This is a genomic window from Streptomyces sp. NBC_00328, from assembly GCF_036139655.1.
In the GTDB taxonomy this organism is placed as follows: Bacteria; Actinomycetota; Actinomycetes; order Streptomycetales; family Streptomycetaceae; genus Streptomyces.
Window position 1 is genome coordinate 7185809 of sequence record NZ_CP108013.1, and the last position, 24810, is coordinate 7210618.

Sequence of the window (24810 nt, forward strand, 5' to 3'; positions counted from 1 at the left end):
ATGGAACTTTCCCCCGATTGTCGGTGCGCGAACAAGCCACGCTCGCCCCCTCCCGCGCCGTCAGGCTACTACGGCCATTGACTTTGTTCACAGTCCGGAGGTGAACGTGTTCAGACCTCTACTTCATCCCGTCCAGGAAGGTGCTCGGCCGCCCGCTGTACGTGACGCACAATGCCTCCCTCGCCCTGGTGCACGCCACGAAGAGCAGGCACCGTTCGGCGGTCAGGTCCGTCGCGTGCTGGAGCGGGTCGATCTCGGCCGGGGTGACCGCCGCCTGGAACGGGAACGCGGAGGCGTTCACTCCGGCTACGGCCACGCAGCGGAATTCGAGCCCCTTGAGGCTGTGCAGGCTGGACACCCGTACGCCGACCGTGTCGTCGGACTCCCCATCCTTGACCCGCACCACGGGCAACCCGGCCGCCGCCAGCCGTTCGGCAAGCAGCGCGGTCTGTGTCTGGAACCGCGCGCAGACCGCGATCTCCGAGGGCGCGACTCCGGCCGCCACCCAGCCGCGCACGCGCCCCACGACAGCGTCGGCCTCGGCCGACTCCGTCCGGTGCCCTTCGCACACGGGCCGTTCGCCGTGGAGCAGGGATCGGTAGCCGGACAGTGAGTCCACCTCGTCGCCGGTCAGGTCGGCCATCGGTTCGCCGTCGAGGAGCGCCCGCGACCACCGCAGGATCTCCTCCGTGGAGCGGTAGTTGAGGCGCAGGCGGGCCCCGCGTCCGGCGACGGAGATGCCGAGGGAGCGCAGGGAGACCCGGGCGTCGTAGATCCGCTGGTGCGGGTCGCCGGTCAGGAACAGGTCGTCCGGCCCTTCCGGAACCAGGGCTCGCAGCAGGCGCCACTGGGCGGGGTGCAGGTCCTGCGCCTCGTCGACCACCACATGGTCGTAACGGGGGCCCTCGCCCGGCTTGTCGCGCAGGAGCCGGGCGGCCTGGGCGCACAGCTGGAGCCAGGTGCAAGACCGGTCGCGGGCGAGTTCGTCCTCGAACCGGACCGTCGTCTCCCAGACGCGCTCGCGCTGCGCCTTGCCCAATGCGCTGCCGCGCCCGCGCCGCCGGGAGATCGCGTACTCCTCGAAGGTGCGCAGGTCCTGGGCGAGCAGTACGTGCCGGTACTCCTGGGCGAGGAAGGCGTCGCTCCACGGCAGCTGGAGGGTGCGGGCCAGGCGCTGCCAGCGCCGCCGCTCCTCCTTGTCGCCGAGGACGGTGCCGGGGTTGCCGCGCAGTTCCTTGACGGTGCGATGGGCGAGCGCGTCCACCGTGGTGACGGTGACCCGGTCCAGAAGCGCTCGGTCGTGGTCGAGGAGGAGGGCGAGCCCTGTGCGCAGGGAGCGGGCGAGCGCGCCGGTGTACGTGGTGAGCAGGACACGGGTGTCGGGCGAGCGGCCGAGGAAGTGTCTGACGCGGTGCAGGGCGACGACAGTCTTGCCGGTGCCGGGTCCGCCGGTGATCTGGGCAGGGCCCGCATAGCTGGGCCGGTAGGCGATACGGCGCTGAGCGGGATGAAGGAAGACGCGCCAGGCGTCGAAGGGCTTGGCGAGGATGTCGGCGAGTTCCTCGGGTCCGGTGACGAGCGCGATGCGGCTGCGGGTACGACTGACGGCGGCCGCCAGCTCGCCTTGCACCGGTGCGGTCTCCTCGATGGTCGCGCCCTGCCGGGCGGCGACGAGATCGCGGTAGACGTCGTCCGCATCGAAGCCCTCGGCGAGCAGCCACAGCGCCTCGAACTGGTCTTCCGGCATCAGCGACCCGAACGCCTCCAGCTGTGCCCGGCCGGTGATGGTGCGGGCGGCGCGCAGCGTGACCTCGTCAACGCCGAGATGCCGCAACACGGTGTCCGACCAGTCGGCGAAGAGGAGCTCGGGCGCGGCCTCGGCCTCCTGTGCGAAGAGCGGGGTGATCTGTTCCATGGCGGTGAGGTCGCGCACTTCGAGGCATCGGGTCACCGCGTTGACGGTGTAGAGGCGCCGCTTGGCCCACGAGTACGCCTTGTCGTGGGGGACGACGTGTACGAGGACGAACAGGTCGCTGCCGTCGTCGGGCGCGAGCAGCACGATGCGCAGCCCGTCGTCGACCCGAATCGTGCGCATCCGTGGGTCACGTGAGCTGACGACGGACTCCAGGTGCAGCCCCTTGTCCGCGTGGAGTTGCGGGACGGTCATCTGCTGGAACTTCCCCATCGCCTTGTGGACCCGGGCGCGGGCTGGCTTGTCCAGCCGGTCCACGCCCTCCCAGAAGGTGTTGGTGATCGCGATCTGCGGCATGCCCGTGCCCTTCCCCTCAATCACACGTAAGTACGTTGACTGAGTTTACAGCTATCCGGAGAAGAGTGATCGTGCGTACCGAAACGGAGGCGTACGTGGACGTGGTGTACCGGAGCTCGGCATCACGCTTCCCTGCCGGGTCCACCCGGTTTTCGAGGACGTGCGCGGCTTCGATGCCTCCATCGTCCGCAACCGGCGGCGCTATGTCGCGGACGAGATCGGCGCGATCGAGGTCCGCCTCGCGGAGCGTGAACGCGCTCGTCTCGGCGCGCAGCTCACCGAGACGCTGGCCACGCTCCGCGAGGGAGGCGCGCTCGACGGCCTGACGGCACTCCTGCAGCTGCTCGCGCAGTAACAGGCCGCGCTGGAGGCACTGCGCAAACAGCACGAGACGGCACAGTTCATGGAGGCGAGCCGGCGGAAGATCACCGCGAAGCGCGTCGAACTTTAGGAGGCGCTGGAACTCGATCTCGAAGAGCGTGGTGAGCAGACCCGGGAGGCCACCTGGGCTGTTCTCCCGGTTCGCCCGCCGCCTCTACGGCCAGGACCGCGAGGCCTACTTGACCATCAGGGCCGGCACCAACAGCCTGGAGATCACGGCACACGTGGACAGCCGGGACAGCGTCGGCATCAACAAGATGGTGATCTTCTGCCTCGACCTCACAGCCGCGGTGATCGCCCACCGCCAGGGCCGAGGGCCGGACTTCCTGGTCCACGACAGCCATCTCTTCGACGGGGTCGACGACCGTCAGGTCACCGAAGCGCTGACACTGGCGGCGGAAGTCGCCGCCGAGGAAGGCCTCCAGTACGTCGCGACGTTCAACTCCGACAAGCTGGAACGGGCGCGGCTGGGCGGCTTCGACCCGGCTCCCTACGTGATCGAGCCCCGGCTCAACGACACCTTCGACGAAGGCGGGCTGTTCGGGTTCCAGTTCTGAGGGGGAGCAGGTCAGGGTTTCACCGGCGGTACACCGCCCACACCGTCTTGCCGCCGGGGTGGTGCGGGCGTACTCCCCAGTCGTCCGACAGGTTCTCGACGAGCAGCAGACTGCGGCCCGACTCGCCGCCGCCGTCGGGGTGTTGGGCGGTCGGCAACCGGTCGCCGCCGGCGTCGGTGACCTCGACGAGCAGTTCGGCGGGGGTGAGGCGGAGATCGAGGCGGGCCTGCCGGCCGCGGACCCGGCCGTGCAGGGCGGCGTTCGCGGCGAGTTCGGCGACGAGGAGTGCCGCGGTGACGGCGAGGTCGCCGACGGGCGGCAGGTGGTGCGTGAGCCACTGTTCGGCGCCGTGGCGGGCGGTGTGGGCGCCGTGTCCGGTGGCGGGAAAGAGGGTGCGGAAGCGCAAGGGGGCGGTCTGTGCGAGGGGCTGGTCGGTCGCAGTCGCGGATTCTTGGTTCATCTCACCGAGAGTGACATGAGCGCCCTACAGTGGGGAGTGGTCGACGCGGTGCGGAGCGTGACTGTCCGGTCGTACGGGCAGGCTGCCCGGGTGGACGGCCGCGACTGTACGGGCGTCCGCCCGCGACGTCCGCCGGTGACGGTCGGTAGGCGAGCGGGCAGGTTCGAGAACGGGCGGGTGGTACGCGATGGCGGCACAGGGCGGGGCGAGCGCCGAGGACCCGGCGGGCTCGGAGGAGGTCGCGGACCTGTTCCGAGCCATCGGCCGCATGATCAAGGCCGCGCGGGAACGGGCCGGGATGAACCAGCGGGAGCTGGGGCGGCGGGTCGGGTACAGCGAGGAGCAGATCTCGTCGATCGAGCGGGGGCGGCGGACGCCGCAGCCGGAGTTCCTGATGGCGGTGGATGAACTGTTGGAGTGCGGTGGGCTGTTGGCGCTACTGACGGAGGACGTGGAGCGGGCGAAGACGCGGCGGCGGGTACGGCATCCGGAGTGGTTCAGGGATTATGCGGAGCTGGAGAAGACAGCCGTCGAGCTTTGCTACTTCGCGAACCAGGCCGTGCCGGGCGTGTTTCAGACCGAGAACTATGCACGCGCCGTTTTTACCAGCAGGCAGCCGTTTTTCGACGAGGAGACGATCGAGCAACGTGTCACGGCCCGCCTGGCCCGGCAGGAGCTTCTGTCCGAGTGGCCGCCACCGACGGTGAGTGCCATCGTGCAGGAGGTCGTACTCAGGCAGGCCTTCGGCGGTCGAGCGGTCCAGCGCGAGCAACTGGAACGCCTGTTGCAGGTAAGCAACTTGCGGCACGTTGAGATCCAGATCATGCCGATGGTCAGCGAGGACCACGCGGGGATGGGTGGCCCGTTCACCCTGCTCGAAATCAAGGGCAAGCCGCGCATGGCCTACCTTGAGGTCCAGCACTTCAGCCGTCTGATCACCGATCCGGAAGACGTACGGGTTCTCGCAGCGAAATATGGCAGCATCCGTGGGCAGGCACTCACCACACGCGATTCCCTGCGCCTGATCGAGAAGATGCTGGGAGACCTATGAACACCGAACAGCTCGTGGAACTCCACTGGATCAAGAGCACGTACAGCGGGGACGAGGGCGGCGAATGCGTCGAGGTCGCCGCCGACCGCGCTGCCATCCACGTACGGGACTCGAAGGAGCGCAGCGGCCCCCAGCTCGCGTTCGTGCCTGAAGTCTGGGCCGGGTTCGTTGCGAATGTCGGGCAGGGTCGGTCCAACTGACCGGCCCTGCCCATGAGTTCGCGCTCAGCTGTCGTGTCGGGGCCCCTTGCCCGGCGGCGGGTACAGCGCGGTCTGGTACGCGCCGCCGGTCACGCGGGCCTCTTCCATGCGGTCGTAGACGTCGAGGATGAGGTCGCGGGTGCGGTAGGTGCCGTGGGCGGCCTCGTCCTCTCGCTTGATCACCGGGAAGGTTTCCATGACGTATTCCACATCGTCACGGCTCACTCCGTATAGGTGGAACAGCGCGGCGTCCAACTCGGCGCGCAGCAGCTCACGACGACTGCCGGTCCATTGGAACGGCTGCCCGGTGTAGCCGAGATCCTTGGCAAAGCTCGCCATGTCCCTGCTGGTCCATGTCAGTTCGGCCACGCGATCGATGAACCATCGGGTTCCGTTGGGCGCCTCAGCGAAGTCCGACAACGCGGGGACCGGCAATTGGTAGATGTAACCGTAGGTCAGGTGCGTGCCCGCGATCTTCTGCCGGATCACGTAGTCGAAAACGTACGACGACAGGCACGCCTGCAACAGAGCCGCGGACTCCGCATCTGCTGGGAACATAAGCGGGTTGGTGTGGCCGACGCCGTAAGGCGGCAGCACGGTAGCCATCGTTGTCCGAGTATCCGTAGACCGCGCGATGTCCCGCCACCCCATCAACCACCCGTGCCACCACTCCCGCTCCCGCAGCCGCGATGCCACCCCCGGCCACATGATCGGGTTAAGCTTCTTGTCCCGCTTCCCCGAGTCCACGTCGAACTCCGGCACCCAGTACCGCGGCAACGGCGCGAACTCCGGGTCGTCGTGCTGCTCCGGCGTCACCCGGGGCAGCGTCCCCACGTTCGCCTGCGCCTGCGTCTGCCCCTCGTAGGTGCCGAGCCGGTGATCGAAGTGGTGGAGCATCTTCGCCTCGTACAGCGGCAGGTAGCGACGCCCGTCGGACGGGTCCGTGAAGATGTTCCCCTTCAGCGTCCAGCCCTCGTTCTCAAGCTCCGTCTTTCCGCGGAACAGATGCGAGTCGTTGGACATATGGAACATGGTCATGAAGGTGAGGCCCCATGGGTCCGTGGCGCCCTTCCCCGCCGCGTCCGGCTCTCGCTTGAGAACGGGGACGCGCCGGTAGATGCCGAGGGTGATCTCCGCGTCGCGGCGGGTGCGGAACACGGGGAGCGTGCCGGTGTTGGGGTTGACGAGGAGGATCTCCTCCGGCGGCATCGCGAAGCGGCGCTCGTCGAGGTCCGCCATGTGCCGGGTGCCGAACGCGAAGGACGCCTCCGCGACCCGCTCGCCCCGGCCGGTGACGGTGAGGAGCGAGAAACGGACCGAGTGGTGCACGTCCCGGCTGAGGATGAACGCCTCGTTCTCGAAGTCCAGGAAGGAGGCGAGGCGCGAGCTGCGCACCAGGTCGGAGAAGAACGGCGCTGTCGTCGCGTCGGTGGCGATGCCGGTCGGCAGGACCAGGCCGAAACGCCCGGCAGGGGCGATGCCGAGGGAGGCGGTCTCGGCGAAGACCGCGTACGTGTTCACGTCGCCGCGCCCGGCGAGCGGGAAGCGGCCCGAGCCGCGCAGCAGATGGCTGACGCCCTCGGACTGGCGGCGCGCGGCGATGAACTCGGCGTGCAGCTGACGGTCCGACTCCTCCTCGCTCTCGGCGAGGGCGTCGATCCGACGCTCACGGGCCGCCTTGTTCGCGGCGGTGGCGATCCTCTCGTCGCGGGTGGCGAAGAACTCCTGCTCCTGGAGCTTGACCCGTTCCCACGGCGGATTCCCCAGCACACAGCTGAACCCGCCCTTCCACCCCGTCCGTTCGTCCACGCCCGGTGCCGCCGTGTCGGCCGGCGCCCGGAATACCTCGGGGAACTCCAGGTGCCAGTGGAAGAAGCGGTACTCCTCGCGCAACTGTCGCACCGTGCGCACCGTGCCGTCGGGCAGGTTCGCGTCGGCGTCGACCTCGGCGTCAGTGTCACCCCCGGCCGCGTGCAGGGAGAGGAGGGAGTCGGTCGTGAGGGCGGCCGGTGAGGTCTGCCCGGTCTTCTCCCACACGAACGCCGCGCACCAGGCGTCGGCGAGCCTGAGGGCCTTGACGTAGTCCTTGGACGTGGTCAGCTCGTGATAGGCGTGGGCCTGGCCCTGGACGTCCTCCAGTTCCATCGACGGAGCATCCGTGATCGCCGAAGTCGCCTGGGCCAGGGCCGCGTTGGAAACCGCGATGGCGTGCTCCTCGGAGAACAGGGCGTCCTGGCTGGCTCCCTTGCGGACCGCCGCCAGCCACCGTTCCCGCTCGCTCGCGTTACGGGCCTTCAGGTTCCTGACCCACTTGGCCTCGTCGCCTTCGAGGACCTTGAACGTTTCGTCGGGCAGCCCGCCGGCGAGCAGCTTCGGCGTCGTACCGAGGAGGCCGTTGCCGTGCTTGATGTGCGCGTCGAGGAAGGTGAGCGGGCGGCCCGGCTCCATGGCCTCGATCCAGAGCGACACCTTGGCGAGTTCGACGGCCATCGGGTTCAGGTCGACGCCGTACACGCACCGGGAGATGACGTCGCGCAGCGCGTGCCGTACGTCCTCGGCGCCCGGCTCCGGGTCGTCGGTACGGACTTCGGCGAGGCGGCGGGCGATCCGCCGGGCTGCCGCGACCAGGAAGTGGCCGCTGCCGCAGGCCGGGTCGCAGACGGTCAGGGCGAGCAGGGCGGCCTCCCGCTCGTCCTTCGTCGTCCCGGAGCGGACCGCCTGCTCGATGACGGGGTCGAGGGCGGAGTCGAGGAGGCAGTCGATCAGCGGGGAGGGGGTGTAGTAGGAGCCCGAGGTCTTGCGGTCGTTGCCGTCGAGCTTCCTCAGGACGTACGAGCCGTCGTCGTCCTGGCGGGGTTCGAGTTCGAGGAGCGATTCGTAGACCGAGCCGAGTTCGTCCGCGCCCAGGTGGCGGTAGTCGACCCTGCGGGGCCGGCCGAGCTTGACGTCGAAGATGACGGCGAGGGCGCGGATCGCCTCGTACAGGGACTCGTTGCTGAGGTGGAGGCCGGTCAACCGGCGGTCGACGGCCGTCGGTTCGAAGAGGCCGCCGAGCGCGGGCAGCCCCAGTTCGGGGCGTCCGCCGGTCTCGCCGAGGCCCTTGATCACGAGAGTGAGGGCCTCCCACTGGTCGCCGTGCGGGGTGCCGGTGCGGCGGGCGAGCCGGCGCAGGCGGGCCGTGGAGAAGTACTTCTCGTAGGTGGCGCGCGGGCCGTCGGCGGCGTCCGGGTCGAGGAGCAGGCCGCGGTCCTCGGTGACGAAGAGGAAGAGGAGCCGGTAGACGAGCCGCAGGAGGGCGGGGTGCAGGTCGCGGACGGTGGTGGTGCGGGCGCGCAGGGCCTCGCGCAGGGCGGTGTTGTCGGGGTGGGCGATGAGGCCGCTGCCGATCACGGTGAGCGCCTTCTCGACCCCCTTGCGAAGCTCTTTCAGGGCACGGGTGCCGGAGTCGATGGCCTCGGTGCGCCATTTCTCCAGCGGGCAGGAGGCAGTGGGGGCACCCTCGAAACGGGTGCGGTGCAGGAGCCGCCACAGCAGGACGAAGTCGTCGGACCGCTTGCCCTCGAAGATCGCCTGGAGGTCGAACTCGATGAACGCGGCGCCGGTCAGCGACGCGGACTCGCGCAGCAGCCGCAGCTGTCGGCCGTTCGACAGCACACCCCACAGCACGCGCTCGCCGGAGCGGTTCAGGTACTCCTGGACCATCGACTGCGGGGTCTGTGGCGCCACATCGGGGGTGCGGCGGTCCAGGGACACGTTCCAGCCGGTGAGGTGCACGGGGACGTGCGCCCACCGGTGGCTGACGGGGAAGTCCTTCGCCTCGTCGTGGGCGGGCAGGCCGGGCTCGGGAACCTCGGTCAGCGCGCCGAAGCCGAGCTGCTCGAACAGCGGAAGCAGCCAGCGCTCGGTGGTGAGACCGACCGCGTGCACACCGGTGTCGTCGTCGGCACCGTCGCGGGAGAGGGCCTCCTGGTAGGCGATCCAGACGCCGTGGAGATAGCCCCAGGAGCGCTCGGCCGCGTCCCGTACCGACTCGCCCTTGGCGAAGAGCCGGTAGTCGGCGGGCTTGGCGCCCGACAGCTCCTTGCCCTCCTTGATCCGGACGAGCAGGTCGTACGGCAGCAGACCGCCCACGGTGGCGACGGTGTCGGTGACCAGGGTCCTGGCGATGCTCATGCGTCCGCTCCCAGCTGGATCGTGGCGGCCGGGCGGTAGAGGAAGACGCCGAGGACGTCCGGGTCGCCCTGCGGGACGGCCTTCAGTCCGGCGAGACGGGCCTTGGCGGCGGAGCGCACCCGGTGGTGCGAGGCCTCGAGGTCCTTCGCGGCAGCCTTGGAGCGGACCCGCAGTTCGTCCATCAGACCGGTGTCGAGGGCGGCGAGGATCGCCGCGATGTGGTCGGTGGCGAACCCGGGGTCGGAGTTGCCGGTCGCACGGGCGGCGAGGAGGGCGAGCGCTTCCTCCTCGGGCAGCCACAGGGGGGCTTCGGGCTTGCCCGTGAAGGCCACCACCCGTGCGTCCTCCGCGAGTTGGGTGCGCACTCCGCCGTCGCGGGTCGGCAGGTTCAGCTGGAAGCGATGGCGTACGAGGAGCATCGTGGTGGGTCGCTTGACGGCGCTGGTGCGGACCACCCCGCAGCGGCGGGCCGGGCGCTGCCAGTCGAGGAACTTCGTGTCGAGGGCGGTGTCCAGGACGAAGCGGGCGGTTGCGGCCACCACAGGGTCGGTACGGGTCAGCGCCACCTCGCCGCGCGGGGCGCTCGGCGCGTCGTGGAAGACGACAGGGCGCGGATGGCGCGGTCCGAGCGCGGCGGTCACGGCGTCCCGCAGGCCCTGCGGCAGGGCGTCGGTGTGCGCGGTGAAACCGCCCTGCTTACGGTCGGCGGGCACCCCGCGCAGAGCGTTCAGCGCGCGGCGGGTGAACTCCCTGACCTCCTCGCCGGTGCCGAGCGCGGCACGGATCTCGGCGACCTCGGCGGCCACCTCCTCCTTCTTGATCGTGTTCTGCGCGTACAGCGACCGGGACGCCTTCTCGCGTTCGGCGGAGGACTCCCAGGCGATCTCCAGCTGCTCGGCGGCGGGCACCTGGTCCCGCTCGAACAGCCCCTCCTGCTCGAAGGCAGGGGTCTCACCGCGCAGGATCAGCTCCTCGAAGACCGCCTGCATGGCGCTCTCCGCCTGCTGCGGCACGGGCACCGAGATGCCGGTGGCCCGGCGGATGCGCTCGTGCTTGCGCAGCAGCACCTTCAGGACGATGTCGTCGACCGGGTTGTCCGCCCCGTACAGGGTGAGCGCCTTCACGGTGTCGGTGCGCTGCCCGAACCGGTCCACGCGGCCCTCGCGCTGCTCGTGGCGGGTCGGGTTCCAGGCCAGGTCGTAGTGGACGACGGCGTCGAAGGACTCCTGGAGGTTGACGCCCTCGGAGAGGCAGTCGGTGGCCACCAGGACGCGCCGCTCGGGTGCGGGGTCGCCGTTCTCGTCGGCGCCGGTCATCTCCGCGATCCGGTTCAGGCGCATGTCGGGCGGGAGTTCGCCGGTGACGGAGGCGACCGCCACCGGATGCTCGGTGCCCTTCTTGTTGAAGACCTTGTCCAGGTGGTCGGCCACATAGTCCGAGGTCGCGATGTAGCGGCAGAACACGATCGGCCGGTAGCCGGAGTCGAGGAGATCGGTGACGGTCGCGACGAGCATCTTCAGCTTGGTGTCGCGGACGGGCCCGGCGAGCTTCTTCGCGGCCTCCGCCATCGCCATGAGCCGGGCCTTCTCCTCGTCGTCGATCTCCTCCCGGGGAGTGCGCGGCCGCAGCAGGCTGCCGGGGACTTCGTCGGCGGACCGGTCGCTGTCGCTGTCGGCCTGGTCGGAGACCGTCGACTGCCCGGTACGGTCCGCCTCGTCGGGGGTGTCCGCCTCCTGGACACCCGCCCGGGTGCTGAGCGAGCGCACAGCCGCGGCGGGCGAGGAGGACAGGGTACGAAGCAGCGCCAGCGTCGACCACCAGCGCTGCCGCTGCTGGAGCGCACCGTCGGCGGAGCGCACCGTCTCCCGGGCGTACGACAAGACCTCGGCCAGCAGCTTGCGGTAGTCGCGGTGCAGGGCGTACGAGACCTCGGCGGAGTCCCGGACGGACGGGAAGTGCGCGCCGTCCTGGAAGTCCTCGCGGATGTCGGCGCGGCGGCGCTGCACGAAGAACTGGGCGAGCAGCTCACGCCCGGCCCGGCTGCCGAAACCGACCGAGGCGAGCCGCGGGTCGAGCAGCCCGAGCAGCCGGCGGAACGGCTCCTCCTTGCCGCTGTGCGGGGTGGCGGTGACCAGCAGCAGGTGCCGGTTCTCGTCGTCGGCGAGTGCCCGCAGCAGCCCGTACCGCTGCTGAGACGTACGCGCCGACACCTGCGCCGTGGAGTCCGCGACACAGGTGTGCGCCTCGTCGACGATCACCAGGTCGGGGCAGTTGCGCAGGAAGTCCTCGCGGTGCCGGGGCGACTTGATGAAGTCGGTCGACACCACGTACACCCCGTCCGGACGGAACACCGACTGGCCGTACGGCGTCTCCCGCTCCAGACGGCCGATCGTGGCGGGCAGCACGAGCCGCGCGTCGATGCCGAACTTGCCGTGCAGCTCAGCCCGCCACTGCTCGGCGAGCGCCGGCGAACACAGCACCACCAGACCCCGCGCGTCACCCTGCGCGAGCAGTTCGGCCGCGATCAGCCCCGACTCGACGGTCTTGCCGATGCCCACGTCGTCCGCGATCAGCAGCCGCACCGTGTCCTGCCGCAGGGCCATCATCAGCGGAACCAGCTGGTACGGGCGCGGATCCACGGCGATCGAGGCCAGGGACCGGAAGGGCCCGGCCCCGGCCCGGAACCCGATCCGCAGCGCGGTACGCAAGAGCCCTGCGGTGTGCTGGTCGCCGAGGTCGGAGGGGGTGGGCGGGGCGAACGTAGCGGGTACCACCGTCTCCAGGCCGGGCAGCACTCCCGCAATGTCGACATCGGCCCCGCCCAGCGGGCGCAGCACGAGGAGCTCCTCGGAGGAGTCGGGCAACACCACCCATTCGCGGCCCCGGGCGTGGACGAGGGAGCCGACGGCGTACTTCGGGGCCGGCGGGACGGCGGTGGTCATACGGGCCTTTCGGGGTGGGTCTGCGGGGTGCGGGCAGGTACAGGAACATACGGGCCGGACCCGCGAAAAGCAGGTCCGGCCGCAGGTCAGCGGCGGGGCTCGCCGAACACCTGAGGGTACTCGGCGACCTTCTTCGACCAGTCGTCGTCGTAGCGGACGCGGATCACCTCCCAGCCGAAGTCCTTCAGCCGCTCCTCGGCCTCGTCGTCACGCAGCGCGATGTCGGAGTGGTCGTGGTGCGGGCCGTCGACGAAGACCGCGATCGGGCCGAACCCGGTGTCGTACACGAAGTCCGGCTTGGACAGGGCCTCGCGCACCTTGATCTGCTGGTGGTCGGGGAGCCGGTGTCCGTGCGACCTCAGATATTCGACGAAGCGTTCCTCCAGACGGGAGTCGGCGCCCTGTCTGAGCACGTCCGCGTGCTCGTCGCGGGAGCGGCCCGGGGTACTGCCGCCGACGTGGCCGCCCGCGAAGGCCTGGAGAAGTTCGCGCACCAGCTTGCGGTCGATGACACGGTGGTGGCGCTGGTTGCCGAAGGAGAGCAGACAGTCGTAGCAGCCCTTCTCGCACGGGTCGCCGTTGGGCTTCTCCGCGCCGCGGTCGCGGCCCAGCTGATCGAAGTGGGCGATCTCCAGAGCCTTGCGGGCGGCGCGTGCGAGGGCATCAGGCTCGGCCTGGAGGCGGCGCAGTACGCCCGCGCCGCCCTCGGCGCTCTCGATGAAGAGGAGCCGCTCGCGCGGCCCGTCGAACGGCGGCAGCTCCTCGGTGTCCAGCTCGGAGTCCTCCAGCTGGAACTCGGCCTCGATACCCCGCTCAAGCGCGTACTGAAGGGTGACGGCGGTGTCCCGGTCGACCGGCTCGGCCAGCTTGACGACAAGGATGTTCCGGGTGTCCTGCACGTACGGGATGACAGGCATCTTGCGAGTCGCCTTCTCGGCGTCCCCCAGTCCCTCCTGCTCCTCGGGCGTCTCGCGGCCGGTCCCGGCCGAGCTCTTCTTGGTGGAGCCCGCGAGCCACTCGCCCGTCACCGGGTCCATCCAGAAGCCGATCTCTCCCTTGGCGACGGAGCGGCGGTAGCCGAGGTTGGTGAGCCGGACGGTGGCACTGTCCCCGTACGCCAGCTCGGCGAGAGCACGCCCCGAGGCGGCCTCGGCGGTGGCCCGCAGGGAGCCGTCCCGGCCGTCCTCGTGCTTCTTGAACCGGTAGGAGATCTCCACCTTGTAGCCGGTGCGCTGTCGTTCCTCCTCGTCCGAGGAGATCCGGTCGCGGCGGTGCGTGAACACGGTGTGCAGGTGCAGCAGGCCGGTCCGAGCGTCGCCGAAACTGCTGCCGCAGCCCCCGCAGGTGTCCTCCCGGAGCTCCTCCGGCGACAAGAAGCCGCAGCGCCCGCAGACCTTCGCGCTCTCTGTGGTCAGCTCGCCGGCGGTGTCCGGCGGCAGCTGCACCCGGTCCACCTTGTAGCGGCTGCCCTCGTGGTAGATCAGCGCACCGGGCCCGAACTCGCGGATCGCGATGAACCGCGAGCGCTGGAGATAGTCCCCGTCGTAGCCACCACGGCTGGTGCGGCCGGTCCCCGGGATATAGGCGGCGAGCGGCAGCCGGGGGAAGGAATATCCGGGCAGGAAGCCCTCGGAGGCGAAGTAGCGGTACGGGTAGAAGTCGGACATCACGGTGCGCTCGCCGCCCTGCTCGTTGCGGAGGAGCGCCAGCTGGCTCTCGGCCTGGGCGCGGCGGCGCTTGGCCTGGTCCTTGGAGCGGCCGGTGGCGGTGCGGTTGAGGATGTTGTCGTGCTGGATCTCCCGTTCCTCCAGGGCCCGGCGGAACAGGGTCGTCCAGCGCCCGCAGGCCCTGCGGAAGCTGCCCGGGGCGGCCTCCACGGTCTGCTCCAGCCACTGCTCGTGCCACCAGGAGGTGGAACGCAGCACGCCGAGGCAGCCGTCCAGGACCGTGCGGGCGCGCACCAGGGCGCGGCGTTGCGCATCCGGATTGTCGATCTGCTGCGCCACCGACGGCACCACCGTCAGTGAAGGGTTCTTGCCGTCGGAGTCGAGCAGATTGGTCATGGAGCGGCCGATTTCGAGGCGGGTCTCGGCGAGCCATATCGCGTGCACATGGGAAGCGAGCAGGTCCTCGTTGGCGAGGTCCAGGCGGGGCGGGGCGACGGCTCCGGCCACCATTTGTTGACGCCGGGTGAAGTAGTACTGGTCGTGACTGTTGCCGGTCGCGCAGTATGTGGTGACCAGGGCGGGCTGTCCGCTGCGGCCCGCACGCCCTGAACGCTGCGCGTAGTTGGCGGGCGTCGGGGGCACGTTGCGCAGGTTGACCGCGTTGAGGCTGGCGATATCGACGCCGAGTTCCATCGTCGGCGAGCAGTACAGAAGCGGCAGCCGGGTGCCCTCACTGAACAGGTCCTCGCGCTCCTGGCGCACCTCGGGGTGGACCTGTGCGGTGTGCTCGGCGGCGTGCAGACCGGCGAAGGTTTGGGCGATGTCCTGGTAGAGGCGCTTGAAGAAGGCGTTGACGCGGGGCCCGCGCTCGTCTCGATAGGTGCGGCGCAGCCGGTCCACCGCGCCATGGTCGTCGTCGCGGGCGTGCCAGCGGATGACCGTGTGGTTGATCCGATAGCCGGGCTCCTCGCCCCGCCCCTGGGAGACCTCGGCGAGAACCCCGCCCGCCGCGAGGACCGCCAGCAGGTCACGGATCACGTCCTGCGCCGCGTCCAGCGAAAGACCATTATTCCATTCAGGGAAGGTGGCGGGCTTGCGGACATGGCGGCCGAAGGCGCCGCGCCCGGTGAGGTTCAGCTCGCTGCGCCCCTTGCCGGTGCGGCCGGGGCGGCCGGGGCGGGCGACCGCGATCCCGGCCGTCGGCGGCGCGGACTCGGTGTCGGCGATCCCCCACGCGTCGTTGAGCCGGGCCGACTCCTTGCGCAGTTCGGCGAACTTGGCCTCGGTGAAGTAAGGGGTGTCCACGGCCCGTTGGCGGCGCAGCTCGTCCATGAGGACGGCGGCGACCTTGACCCGGACTTCGGGCGTGGCGGTCCGCAGCGGGCCGGCCGCCGCCCGCCACCGCTCCTCGTCGCGGGCGATCGCCTCCAGGCCCCCGTACTCCAGGCCGAGCAGACCGGTCTGCTCCAGGTTGGGCATGGTGACGCGCCAGCCGCGCTCCAGATCCAGGAAGAGGCGGTACTCGGCGATCGCTGCCAGCGCTTCGAGCGTGCCCTCGGCCAGATCCTCGATCTCGGTGGGGTTGGCCGCGTACTCGTGCGGGGAGAGTCCCATAGCCGCGACCACCTCCTCGCCGAGCCGCTTCCAGCGCAGCCCCGTCTCACCGGCCGCGACCATCGCCCGGTACAGGGCGCCGCGCAACTGGGTAACCATCACGAAGTCGTTGAAGTGCCCCGACTGCAGGCTCGCGTCCTGCCGGTTGTCGACGAACGTCAGCAACTTCCGTGCATCCTTCTTGAGTTCGGACTCCGGAAGGCTCTTCAGGTGCCGCACGATCGAGGCGCTGACAACCGAGGTGGCGGTCGAGCGCCCCTCCTGGTCGAGGGTCATCAACTTGGCGAAGTCCCGTTCCCTGACCTGCTCGTAGCCCACCCCGCATTCCAGGCAGAAGAGAAACGGCGCGGGTACGTAGGCCGCGTACAGGCCGCCGCTCGCCTTTCCGCCGCTGGTGCCGTCCGAACTCACCCACACCGGCTGCGGAGCCCGCTTGCGGCGACTGGCGGTGAGCACGGGGGTGCCCTTGCGTTCGTCGAACGTGAGCCAGCTGTCGGGGAAGCGCCGCTGCTCGATGGCGTCCCCGGCCGACTCGGGCCAGGGATTGACGGCCGAGACGTACAGATAGCCCTGCTCGTCGTCCTCGTCCTCGCGGGTACGGAAGGACACGCTGCCGTCGTCGTGCTGCTCACGGGCCACCGTCAGGTACTCCTGCCCGCACTCGCGGCAGAAGGAGAGCGGCAGGAGCAGCTTCTCGGGGAAGTTCGGGACGCGCTGCTGGTAGGTACGGGTGATGTAGCGGTCGCTCTCGGGCTCCAGAGAGACGTATACGGAGCCACCCTTGGACAGGAACTGGTGCAGCCGGAAGGCGAACAGTGGCCTGTTGTCCTCGGGGTTGCGTGCCAGGGAACCCTTTTGGAGAGTGGCCCGGATGGCCTCCGCGCAGGCGGCGTACCACTGCTCCTCGGGCTCGTCCTGCTCGATGTCGAACGCTTCGGCGCGCAGTTGCCGGGCCGCGTCCTCGACGGTGACCGGGGCGGCGCGCACCAAGAGCGTGGAGCCGTCCTCGTCCTCGGTTTCGACCAGGCCGAAGGTCGTCTCGATCCACCGGGCCAGCGGATCGGCGGCCAGTTGCCCGTATGCGGCCTGCGGATCGTTCTCCCTTACGCAGGCAGCGAGTTCGGCAGGGGTGGGTACAGCGTCGCCGGTCGCTCGTACGAGGGTCTCGCCGACAACCCTGTCCGGGGAGATCTCCGTGTCGAAGAGGGTCGAGGCGACCCGGGCGACCTCGCGGCGGCGGGAGGCGGGGGTGCCGCCGGTGGCCATCGTCGCGGACGTGCCCACACACTGGAGGTGGGGTGACTGGCAGGCCTCGCGCACCCGTCGCACCAGCATGGCGACGTCGGCGCCCTGCCGTCCCCGATAGGTGTGCAGCTCGTCGAGGACGAGGAAACGCAACCCCTTGGCCGCCCCGATGAGTTCCTTGCGCTCAGTGGGGCGGGTGAGCATCAGCTCCAGCATCACGTAATTGGTGAGCAGGATGTCGGGCTTCGAATCGAGGACAGCGTCCTTCTCGTGCTGCAGTTCCTGGCCGGTGTAGCGGGCATAGGTGACCGGCTCGTTCCCCTTGCCGTAGCCGGCGGTGAGGAACTTCCGCAGCTCGCGTTCCTGGCTGTTGGCCAGGGCGTTCATGGGGTAGACGATGATCGCCTTGATGCCGGGCGCGGCCCCTTGCTCCTTCTCACGCAGCACCCGGTCGACGATGGGCGCGATGTATCCGAGGCTCTTGCCGGAGCCGGTGCCGGTGGTCAGGACGTACGAGGATTTCGACGCGGCTGCCTCGATCGCCTCCAGCTGGTGCTGGTGGAAACGGATCGGCCGGACCGGCTCGCCCCGCTCCTCCTTTCCCGTACGGAAAATGTTGGCGCACTCCGGGTGCAGGAGTCCTGCCGGGCGTGCCAGGTCGTCGACCGAACCGCCGGGCGCGAAGCTCGGGTTGAGGGAGAGGTAGGGGTTGGGCCACTGATCTCCGTCGGCGAGGGACTTCGACACCTTCTCGTCGATCCGGCGGTCGTCGATCACCACTGACCCGGAGGTGTACTCCTTGTAGTCCCGGATCAGCCGCCGGTGCACCTCGAAGACGTCCACGTGTTCCCCACTCGTTCCGGAAGCGGTCCGGGAGCCAACGGTAGCCATCAGTCCTGCACGACGTACCGCACTCCCTTTGATCGTATGTCGCACATCTCAACATGATTCTGTGAACTAAGTCAATATACGCTTGTGTGGTCAGCGGGGACATCTGTGCCGTGGCCATGCCACACTCTCCTCGTCGACGCGTCCACCCTGCGGGCACGTCAGGCCACGGACCCGGACGGAGTCGCCCCGTACATGGACATCGGACCTGTGATCGCGAAGCGCTACCGGATCAAGCATGAGATCGGATCCGGCGGGATGGGCGTCGTCTGGCTCGCCCACGATGAACACCTTGGCCGCGACGTGGCGCTGAAGACGATGAAGGTGACCCCCGGTCTTACCGAGGACCAGCGCACCCGCGACGATGAACGGTTTCAGCGTGAGGCCCGTGCCGCCGCCCGCCTCGACCACATCGGCATCGCAACTGTCTACGACCTTGGCGAGGAGAAGGGCACCCGCTTCCTCGTCATGCAGTACGTGACCGGCGTCGACCTCGACGACCGGATCGCTGAACAGGGACGACTGACCGTTCGGGAGGCCGCGTCGGTCGCTGTGCAGATTGCTTCGGTTCTCGGCTCCGTGCACGCCCGTGACGTGGTCCACCGTGACCTCAAGGGTCGCAACGTCGTCATCCGCACTGATGGCGTCGTCAAGGTCCTCGACTTCGGTGTCGCTGCCTTCCTCGAACCCGGCACAGCCAAGCTCACCACCACTGGCGAACGCCCCGGCAGCCTGGAGTGCATGGCTCCCGAACAGGTTCTGAGCAAACCGGTCGACCACCGTACCGACCTGTACGCCCTCGGCTGCCTACTCCACAAGATGCTCGCCGGGGAACCCGTCTTCGAACACCGCTCGGAGCTGATGCTCCCCGGTCTCATCCTCGACCGTCCCCCCACCCCGCTGCGTGACCTGCGCCCCGAAACCCCCGGTGAGTTGGAGGCCCTCGTCCTCCAACTCCTTGCCAAGGAACCGCACCGCCGCCCGGCCCACGCGGGCGAGGTCTGGCAGCGCCTCGCCTCCTGGCTCCCTGAACGTGGAGATCCGGCGGCGGCACTCGTTCCCTGGGCTGAGGTTGATCCCTTGCGCCCTTTCCGGCATCCGATGGGACCAGAAGCGCGTCCGGTGCGCGCGTGGGCGAACCTGCGGCGGCCTGGTAGTCCGAGGTGACGCACGTGCCGTGTGGGTCTGGCTGGGGGCGTGCATCGGTCTAGTAAGGGTCCAGGTCTGGTCCGGCCAGCCGTGCGCCACCGGGCCCTTGAGCAGCTCCCGCTCCAGCACGGCGAACACCCCGTCGTTCAGCAGCGACAGCGAGGCCGGGCCCTTCGAGGCCAGGGCTCTCGGCCTGCCCTGTGGCCAGGCCTTGCGTGAGCGCTGCACCGACCGGACGCTGACCCGCAGGTCGTGCGCGATGTAGGCACAAGATCGGCAGACATCCAGCAGATCCTGCTGACGCATTGCCCAGCTACCAAGCCCCGTAACAACTACTCGGTGCGGACCGTCCGCGGCGCCATCGGATGCCCGGCCATGCGAGAACCGATCACCGCCACGCGGCTCAGTACGTCGGTCGCCTCGGCCAATGTCGTCGATGGTGGCAGAACGAAGCGCGCCCCGAACTCCACCTCACCGCTGAGCTTGGCCTGGCCTTCGCCGAAGCCGTAGCCGAGGAACGCGGGGCTGCCGAGTTGCCGCAGCCGTGCCACGCCGTCGATCTCCCATTGGAGCCGCTTGCGAGGAGGATGCGGCCGCCAGGGAATCCAGTCCTCGGCTTCGAGGTATTCACGCCACAAGAGATTCAGGTGGTCCCAGTCGTAGGCCCGGGATGAGATGACGTTCTGTTGCACGAGGAAGAACCGGATCTCTATCCCGCGGAGCCCTGTCCCGTCGGTCAACTTGCCGACGTCTTGTGTCGGCAGGTGCTCGGTCGCCTCCCAACGCACCGTATATCCGCTTTTCGGGATCGGTGCGTCGACGATGGCGACGTACAAACCGCCCGAGCCGATCTCCTGCACCGATCTGGACGACCCCGTCGGGACGGCTACGTTGTCGTAGAGGTAGGCCGAGCGCAGCCGCAGCGCGAGATAGAGGTTGGTTCCGTCGATCTGGTTCCAGATCGTCGTGCCGTAGACGGGCGGTACCTGTGAGGCGATGTGGCGCAGCCATGCCGCCGCGGTGGTCGCCACCCAGGGAACCGGTGACGAGACGAACGAGGCAAGCAGCTTCTCCCAGGTCTGGTTGTTCCACACCGTCGCGTGCTCTGTGTCGAGGCGGACACGTTGCAGTGAAACGGTCATGAACCGGCACCCGTCGCGGTCGGGTTCCATGACGTACTGGTAGTAACGCTCCAGTTGTTCGTGGCCCAGACCGGCCAGAAGTTTGACCTCGACGACGGCTACCGTCCGGCCCATGGATTCGACGACCAGGTCGGGCCGGTCCGACAGCCTGCGAGCCCGTGACTTCGCTGCTTCGCGACGGATGACCAGCGGGGTGTCACCAGGGATGCCCAGGCTGCGTCGGGTCGTCGCATGGTCGGCGTCCATCAGGGTCGCGAGCAGGTCGCTCCAGGCGTTCTCGGAGTTGATGGAGAGCAGGAAGCGAAGGTCTGGCAAGGTGGTCATTCGAGATTGCCATCGAACTCTCGAACGACTTCGTCGACGGCTTCGGCCACGTCGTGCAGGAACCGGTTCTGGTCGGGCGAGGCGGTCACGGTCGGGATCGGGGCGCCGCGGTCGTAGACCTCGGTCACGATGAGTCGAGCCCGCACATACGTCGAGCCGGGGCCTTTCTGCAGGTATGCGTCCTGCCAGCCGTGCCGCACTTCGTCCCGGAGCCGGCGCTGGGTCAGTTCGACGAGGCGGCTGGTGATCGCGTTCGACAACGCGTCCAGGATCGCCTGCTTCTCGTCCTCGCCAGGTTCACCGCTGGACCAGCGTTCGGGACGTTGCAGCATCTGATAGACCTGCATCTGCAGGTGGTAGCGGAGGTCGGCGACCGGCTTGAGGTTGTCGTACTCGTCGCTCCAGCCCTCGGCCAGACGTCGGGTGAGCGCCTTGACCCGGGTCCAGTGCTCCTTCGAAGCCTCGGGGTTGTATTCGAGACCGAGGAGTCCGCGCCAGCGTGTGTGGAAGGCCTTGGCGGCCTCCACGACTGCCAAGGAAAGGTTCATGCGATTGAAAACGGGGCGGCTCGGGCCGGCCTGCGTGGCGCGCTCGGGATGAGCGAGCAGCGTCAGCAACGCGTTGAGCTGCTCGATCGTGCGTGAACCGGCCCGTCTTTTGGTATTGAGCTGATCTTGAATTCCGCCGACAAAGTAGCGAGCCTGATCAATGCGTCGACGCAGAACCCGCTCGGCGGCAGGGCCGAGCTCGTCACCGATTGACTTCAGGACGTTCTCGACGGACGCGAGAACATGCTGCTCGCGGTCGGTGAACGTGGGCAGGTTGTCGCCCTTGACCTGGTCGAAGTGGGTGAAAACAATGTGCAGCTTCCCGGCGTTGCCGGAAACCGCGATTCCCTTGAGCGCCGCGACCGGCGCCGCCTGCATCGGCTGGGCGGCGTTGTCCACCAACACGATGGCGTCGACACTCTGCAGCTGGGTCGCGACGTGGGTCGAGAGTGCCGCGACGGACTTCGGCGTGTGTCCCAGCCCCTCGCCGTCAACCAGCACCAAGTTGACCGGCTCCGATGCCCAGCCCGGCTGGAAGGGGCCGCTGACGCGAATGCCGTTGACCAGCGGCGTGAGCAGGCGTCCGAACAGCGGGGCGAAATTGCTCGAGAAACGGCTCACCATTTTGACGAATGCTGCACGGTCGCCGGACTCCCACGACCATGTGGTCGGCCAGCCCTGACGATTGCGTCGCAACTCGCCGACGTCCAACGTCGAGAAGCGCTTCTCGATCTCGTCGATCAGGGAGTCCACGACCGCGTGAAACTCGTCGGACTGACGCAGGTCACTGTCGAGGGACTCCTCGATGAGCTCCTCCACGACGCGCTCATCTTCCTCGATGTCTTTGAACGCCTCGGTGGTGGTGCTCGCGTATCGGGCGACGACCGCCTTCACCGTCTCGACCGCTGCGGTGACGACAGCGTTCGTGGCCGTCAGGTCGACGGCACCGTAATCCGCAGGGTCGATGTCGTCGAACGTCTCCTCGTCGTCCTCGGCCAGATCCTGGTCATCGTCCTTGGCCAGCTCCCGACCGAGGACGTAGCTGAAGCGGAATCGCTGGTTGGCGTGGTCGAGCAGCCGACGACGGATCTCGGCATCGGACCGCGTGCGAAAGGCGGCAAGGGCCGCTTCGGACACGTTCTCCGTCAGATAGTCGATGACCTCGTCTCGGGGAACGAAGGTGACGACAGCGCGGTACGGTCCCTCCTCGGTCGTGATCAGCTCGGTGTCGGCGACGGTGGTCTTCGCCGTTGAGGTCGAGGGGAAGCGCTCGGTCGTCGGTTCGGTACCAAGGATCTGACGGACGACAGTGGTCTTTCCCGCACCGGTGGTGCCGAGCAGCAGGACCGTTCGGTAGCCGTCGTCCTGGCTCGGCAGCGGCAACAGATCCTGGCGCAACTGAGCGAAGTCGACCTGGGATGCCTCGAGGCCCTCATAGAAGATGTCGACGACACGGTCGTCGAAGCGGCCCAGTGCGTTCGGCCGAGCCGTCGCCTCCCACAACTCCGGAGTGCTGAGAACGGTGTTCAACTGCTCGACGAGCATCGTGGCTTCCGTCTCGTCACTGGTGCCGAGCCCTCGACGCACGCGGCGGCCGGTCTTGCCGGTCGCGAGGTCAAGGCGAGCAGGGTGCCGGAAGATGACCGACCACGACTCCCGCCCCTGATTGCGACTCTTGCTGGCGGTGTAGTGCTTCACAGTTCCCCTTGTTGTTCCTGTGGTGTACCAGGATGGTGCGCACGACCCTACAGATCCGGACAAGGGTCAAACGGCACAACGCAGGAACAGTGATGCTGGAAAGGGGGCCGGGTGGGGCGGAGCAGGTTGTTCCGCATGAAGGTTCGCTGCGCGCTGCTCAACTCAACCAGTCTGGGATGCCTCCGGTTTCAGGCATTGTCCCCGGACAAGGCCGAGAGGAACGTCGATCTCCTGGCGGACGTAGCGCGAGACGTCGGTCAGGAAGAGCCGTCCTCACCCGTGCCTGATGGACTTCAGGAAGCGGTTCAGCCGTTCGAGCTCGACGATGGCGTCCTTTCGCTTCCGGCTCGGCACTTCCCTGCCGCGCGGGGTGATCGTCTACGGCGGCTTCGGTAATGAGTGTGTCGCCGTGCAGTCAGTGTCGCCATAGTGCGGATGCCGAGCACTAAGTGACGCTATGTTGTGCGCGTGCAGGCGTAATCAGCGACGAAAGGTCCACTGTTATGTCTCGCCTCGACCTCGCCCAACTGGCCCTCGTTGCCGCCCAGAACATCCAGACCGCCGACAAAGTCCGTCGTGACCCGGCCGTTGTCAAGGCGGCCAAGCAGCTCAAGGAAGACAGCGCCCGGGCTTTCCGCTCCGGTGGGTCGCTGGTGCGTGAGGTTCAGTCCTCCTGGCGTCGCCACAGCCCGCTGACCAAAGGGACCGGAACCGATGAATGATTTCAGTGCAGAGGCGATGGGCCTCGTGATCCGCGAGTACCGCCAGGCCCAGAAACCCTCGATGACTCAGGAAGAGCTGGCCGAGCGAGCCGATTACGGGAAGGGTGGCGCGGTCTCGATCTCCCGTATCGAGCGCGGTCTCGTGAGTCCCGGGGAGCATCGTCTGGCCGCCCTCGCCCTCGCGCTCCGACTGACACCCGCGCAGATCAAGCAGGAGGCTGAGGATCGAACCAGGTCTCTCGCTCGTCAGAGAGGCCAGCGGCCGGTGAAGTTGCGCGACCAGGTCGCGGAGACGAAGAGACGTCACGCGGAGATCACCGAGAAGACGGCCCAGCGGTCGAAGATCACCCAAGAACACGGGGAAGCCTTCAATCGTGTCCATGATGTCGTCCGCGACGAGTTCTTCATGGGGTTCGTGGAGCTGGCCGAGAGCATCAGTGGGGCGCCCGAGCCGGAGAAGCCGAGTGAGGAGGAGGCCGAGAGCACGGGCGAGCTCCCTACGGCGATACGTGTTGAGGCCATGTCCGCCGGGATCGCCAACGCGATCCGTGGTGCCGCCGCCGGAGGTGCGGCCGGGGCGGCAGTCGGCGGCGCCGCGGCCTACGGCGCGTTCACCGCCGCCGCGATGTTCGGGACCGCCTCCACTGGAGCAACTATTTCGACGCTGGCCGGGGCTGCCGCGACCAACGCGACTCTGGCCCTCTTGGGAGGAGGCACACTGGCCGCGGGCGGTGCGGGCATGGCGGGTGGAGTTCTTCTGCTCACAGGCATGGTCGCTGCCCCGGCGGCAGCGCTGGCGGCCGCCGGCTTCTACGTCCTGAGGCAGCGCCGGAACAAGAAGGAGGAGGAGCGTCTCCGAGCCGAGGTCGAGGCGGCGGAGGCGGCTCTGGATCAGTCGCAGCAAGGCTTCGATGTGATGATCGACGTACTGGATCGCGCCACAGTCATCATGGAATACGTCGAAGTTCACGGCACCCACGCCCTTGAGAAATGGAAGGCGAGTCTGCCGCCGGAGCCTCGGGACTGGGAGTCGCTCGGGCACGAGGGGCGGGAACGGTACAAGGAGTTTCTCACCGTGGCGGGATGTTTCCTCGCCGCGAGCATCATCAACGTCCCTGCTCTCCTCACAGCAGAGCCCGATGCTTTGCGCGAGATGGACAAGGCCGTCGACGAGACGCTGCGGTACGCGGACAAGACCATCAAGTCGATCGTCTGAGTCCCGGAGTCGTTGCGGCGGGCAGACTTCGTTGCAGCGCGCCGCAAGCCCCTTGTTGGGGCCTGCTGCTGGCCGAACCATGCGGGCTCCTCAACGACTTGGCCGCCTTCTCCTCATCGACCTCGCCGACTGCATCAGGTGACCGAATCGCACGATCGCAACCAGCAAACAACCTGCGGCGCGCCGCACTGGCGAGTCCGTCGACGTCGACCGTCGCCCGTGCCTCACCCGTGCAGGTCGGATGTGCCGTCGTAGTGCCACCAGGGTCGGCCACTGCCGGCTCTGTGCTGGGCAGCGGTCGTGACGCCCGATTGACGCTCCGACGTTGACCAAGGAGGGCGTCGAATCACGGAATGAGGCTCTGACCTGGTCGTTCTTGCCGAGAGCCACTTCGTGACATCTTTCCGATGACGCATCACGTGGAGTGCGTGGTGATTCTGGAGCTGGTGAAGAAGTCCGACGGAGGTCGCGGGTTCCGGGCCGGCGGCTGCGGAAGCAGGGGTCGGCCGGGCGGTCAGCCCCTCGGGGTGGTGCTGCTTCCGTGTCGGACACCACGCCTGCCGC

14 protein-coding genes and 1 pseudogene are annotated in these 24810 nt (G+C 68.5%); 7 read left to right on the forward strand and 8 right to left on the reverse strand.

Translation table 11 applies throughout. The annotated features are described in order from the left end of the window. Positions 1-118 precede the first annotated feature (118 nt). Positions 119-2269 (reverse strand): UvrD-helicase domain-containing protein, encoded by a 2151-nt coding sequence (locus tag OG485_RS31550; protein WP_328674737.1) that lies wholly within the window; start codon positions 2267-2269, stop codon positions 119-121. A 160-nt stretch (positions 2270-2429) separates the two neighbouring features. Between OG485_RS31550 and OG485_RS31555 the strand changes: the two genes are divergently transcribed. Together OG485_RS31555 and OG485_RS31560 are read left to right on the forward strand one after the other, a co-directional pair. Continuing rightward, on the forward strand, positions 2430-2624 hold the full coding sequence (locus OG485_RS31555; RefSeq protein ID WP_328671976.1) for a hypothetical protein: 195 nt from the start codon (positions 2430-2432) through the stop codon (positions 2622-2624). A gap of 127 nt (positions 2625-2751) precedes the next feature. Continuing rightward, positions 2752-3207 carry a DUF2326 domain-containing protein gene (locus tag OG485_RS31560; protein ID WP_328671977.1) on the forward strand — a complete coding sequence of 152 codons (456 nt, stop codon included), beginning with the start codon at positions 2752-2754 and terminating at the stop codon, positions 3205-3207. Positions 3208-3226: 19 nt separating this feature from the next. On the opposite strand, the gene OG485_RS31565 is transcribed toward OG485_RS31560, so the two are convergent. Further along, positions 3227-3667 carry an ATP-binding protein gene (locus OG485_RS31565; protein WP_328671978.1) on the reverse strand — a complete coding sequence of 147 codons (441 nt, stop codon included), beginning with the start codon at positions 3665-3667 and terminating at the stop codon, positions 3227-3229. Positions 3668-3854: 187 nt separating this feature from the next. Here OG485_RS31565 and OG485_RS31570 point away from each other — a divergent pair, with 187 nt between their 5' ends. Both OG485_RS31570 and OG485_RS31575 read left to right on the forward strand, forming a co-directional pair. Further along, a complete protein-coding gene (locus OG485_RS31570; RefSeq protein WP_328671979.1) occupies positions 3855-4718 on the forward strand; it encodes a helix-turn-helix domain-containing protein in 864 nt (287 codons plus the stop codon). Further along, on the forward strand, positions 4715-4918 hold the full coding sequence (locus OG485_RS31575; RefSeq protein WP_328671980.1) for a DUF397 domain-containing protein: 204 nt from the start codon (positions 4715-4717) through the stop codon (positions 4916-4918). Before OG485_RS31570 ends, OG485_RS31575 begins: the two co-directional genes overlap by 4 nt. Positions 4919-4942: 24 nt before the next feature. Here OG485_RS31575 and OG485_RS31580 read toward each other — a convergent pair whose 3' ends face one another. From OG485_RS31580 to OG485_RS31590, 3 genes are all read right to left on the reverse strand, one after another. Next, positions 4943-9091, reverse strand: a complete 4149-nt coding sequence (locus OG485_RS31580; protein ID WP_328671981.1) for an Eco57I restriction-modification methylase domain-containing protein — start codon at positions 9089-9091, stop codon at positions 4943-4945. Continuing rightward, positions 9088-12033 (reverse strand): helicase-related protein, encoded by a 2946-nt coding sequence (locus tag OG485_RS31585; protein ID WP_328671982.1) that lies wholly within the window; start codon positions 12031-12033, stop codon positions 9088-9090. Before OG485_RS31585 ends, OG485_RS31580 begins: the two co-directional genes overlap by 4 nt. An 86-nt stretch (positions 12034-12119) precedes the next feature. Further along, the gene (locus OG485_RS31590; protein WP_328671983.1) at positions 12120-17402 is read right to left on the reverse strand and encodes a DEAD/DEAH box helicase; all 5283 of its coding nucleotides are present in this window, start codon (positions 17400-17402) and stop codon (positions 12120-12122) included. Positions 17403-17642: 240 nt separating this feature from the next. Here OG485_RS31590 and OG485_RS31595 point away from each other — a divergent pair, with 240 nt between their 5' ends. Continuing rightward, entirely contained in the window at positions 17643-18614 is a 972-nt protein-coding gene (locus OG485_RS31595; RefSeq protein ID WP_328671984.1) for a serine/threonine-protein kinase, read from the forward strand. A gap of 39 nt (positions 18615-18653) precedes the next feature. Here the strand turns inward: OG485_RS31595 and OG485_RS44065 are convergent. From OG485_RS44065 to OG485_RS31610, 3 genes and pseudogenes are all read right to left on the reverse strand, one after another. Beyond that, a pseudogene (locus OG485_RS44065) lies at positions 18654-18857 on the reverse strand (IS630 family transposase); the annotation flags it as partial. Between the two features lie 71 nt (positions 18858-18928). Then, positions 18929-20062: a PD-(D/E)XK nuclease family protein gene (locus OG485_RS31605; RefSeq protein WP_328671986.1), complete on the reverse strand. Its 1134-nt coding sequence runs from the start codon at positions 20060-20062 to the stop codon at positions 18929-18931. Beyond that, positions 20059-22308, reverse strand: coding sequence for an ATP-binding protein (locus OG485_RS31610; protein ID WP_328671987.1), 2250 nt, complete (start codon positions 22306-22308; stop codon positions 20059-20061). The genes OG485_RS31605 and OG485_RS31610 overlap by 4 nt, the downstream gene beginning before the upstream one ends. Before the next feature lie 503 nt (positions 22309-22811). Between OG485_RS31610 and OG485_RS31615 the strand changes: the two genes are divergently transcribed. Next, the gene (locus OG485_RS31615) at positions 22812-23030 is read left to right on the forward strand and encodes a hypothetical protein (RefSeq protein WP_328671988.1); all 219 of its coding nucleotides are present in this window, start codon (positions 22812-22814) and stop codon (positions 23028-23030) included. Continuing rightward, positions 23023-24246, forward strand: coding sequence for a helix-turn-helix domain-containing protein (locus OG485_RS31620; protein ID WP_328671989.1), 1224 nt, complete (start codon positions 23023-23025; stop codon positions 24244-24246). Before OG485_RS31615 ends, OG485_RS31620 begins: the two co-directional genes overlap by 8 nt. Positions 24247-24810: the final 564 nt, after the last annotated feature.

Coding starts and splice junctions, on each gene's coding strand:
- OG485_RS31550 (WP_328674737.1), bottom strand. CDS start 2,269: ATGCCGCAGATCGCGATCACCAACACCTTCTGGGAGGGCGTGGACCGG.
- OG485_RS31565 (WP_328671978.1), bottom strand. CDS start 3,667: ATGAACCAAGAATCCGCGACTGCGACCGACCAGCCCCTCGCACAGACC.
- OG485_RS31570 (WP_328671979.1), top strand. CDS start 3,855: ATGGCGGCACAGGGCGGGGCGAGCGCCGAGGACCCGGCGGGCTCGGAG.
- OG485_RS31575 (WP_328671980.1), top strand. CDS start 4,715: ATGAACACCGAACAGCTCGTGGAACTCCACTGGATCAAGAGCACGTAC.
- OG485_RS31580 (WP_328671981.1), bottom strand. CDS start 9,091: ATGAGCATCGCCAGGACCCTGGTCACCGACACCGTCGCCACCGTGGGC.
- OG485_RS31585 (WP_328671982.1), bottom strand. CDS start 12,033: ATGACCACCGCCGTCCCGCCGGCCCCGAAGTACGCCGTCGGCTCCCTC.
- OG485_RS31595 (WP_328671984.1), top strand. CDS start 17,643: ATGGACATCGGACCTGTGATCGCGAAGCGCTACCGGATCAAGCATGAG.
- OG485_RS31605 (WP_328671986.1), bottom strand. CDS start 20,062: ATGACCACCTTGCCAGACCTTCGCTTCCTGCTCTCCATCAACTCCGAG.
- OG485_RS31615 (WP_328671988.1), top strand. CDS start 22,812: ATGTCTCGCCTCGACCTCGCCCAACTGGCCCTCGTTGCCGCCCAGAAC.
- OG485_RS31620 (WP_328671989.1), top strand. CDS start 23,023: ATGAATGATTTCAGTGCAGAGGCGATGGGCCTCGTGATCCGCGAGTAC.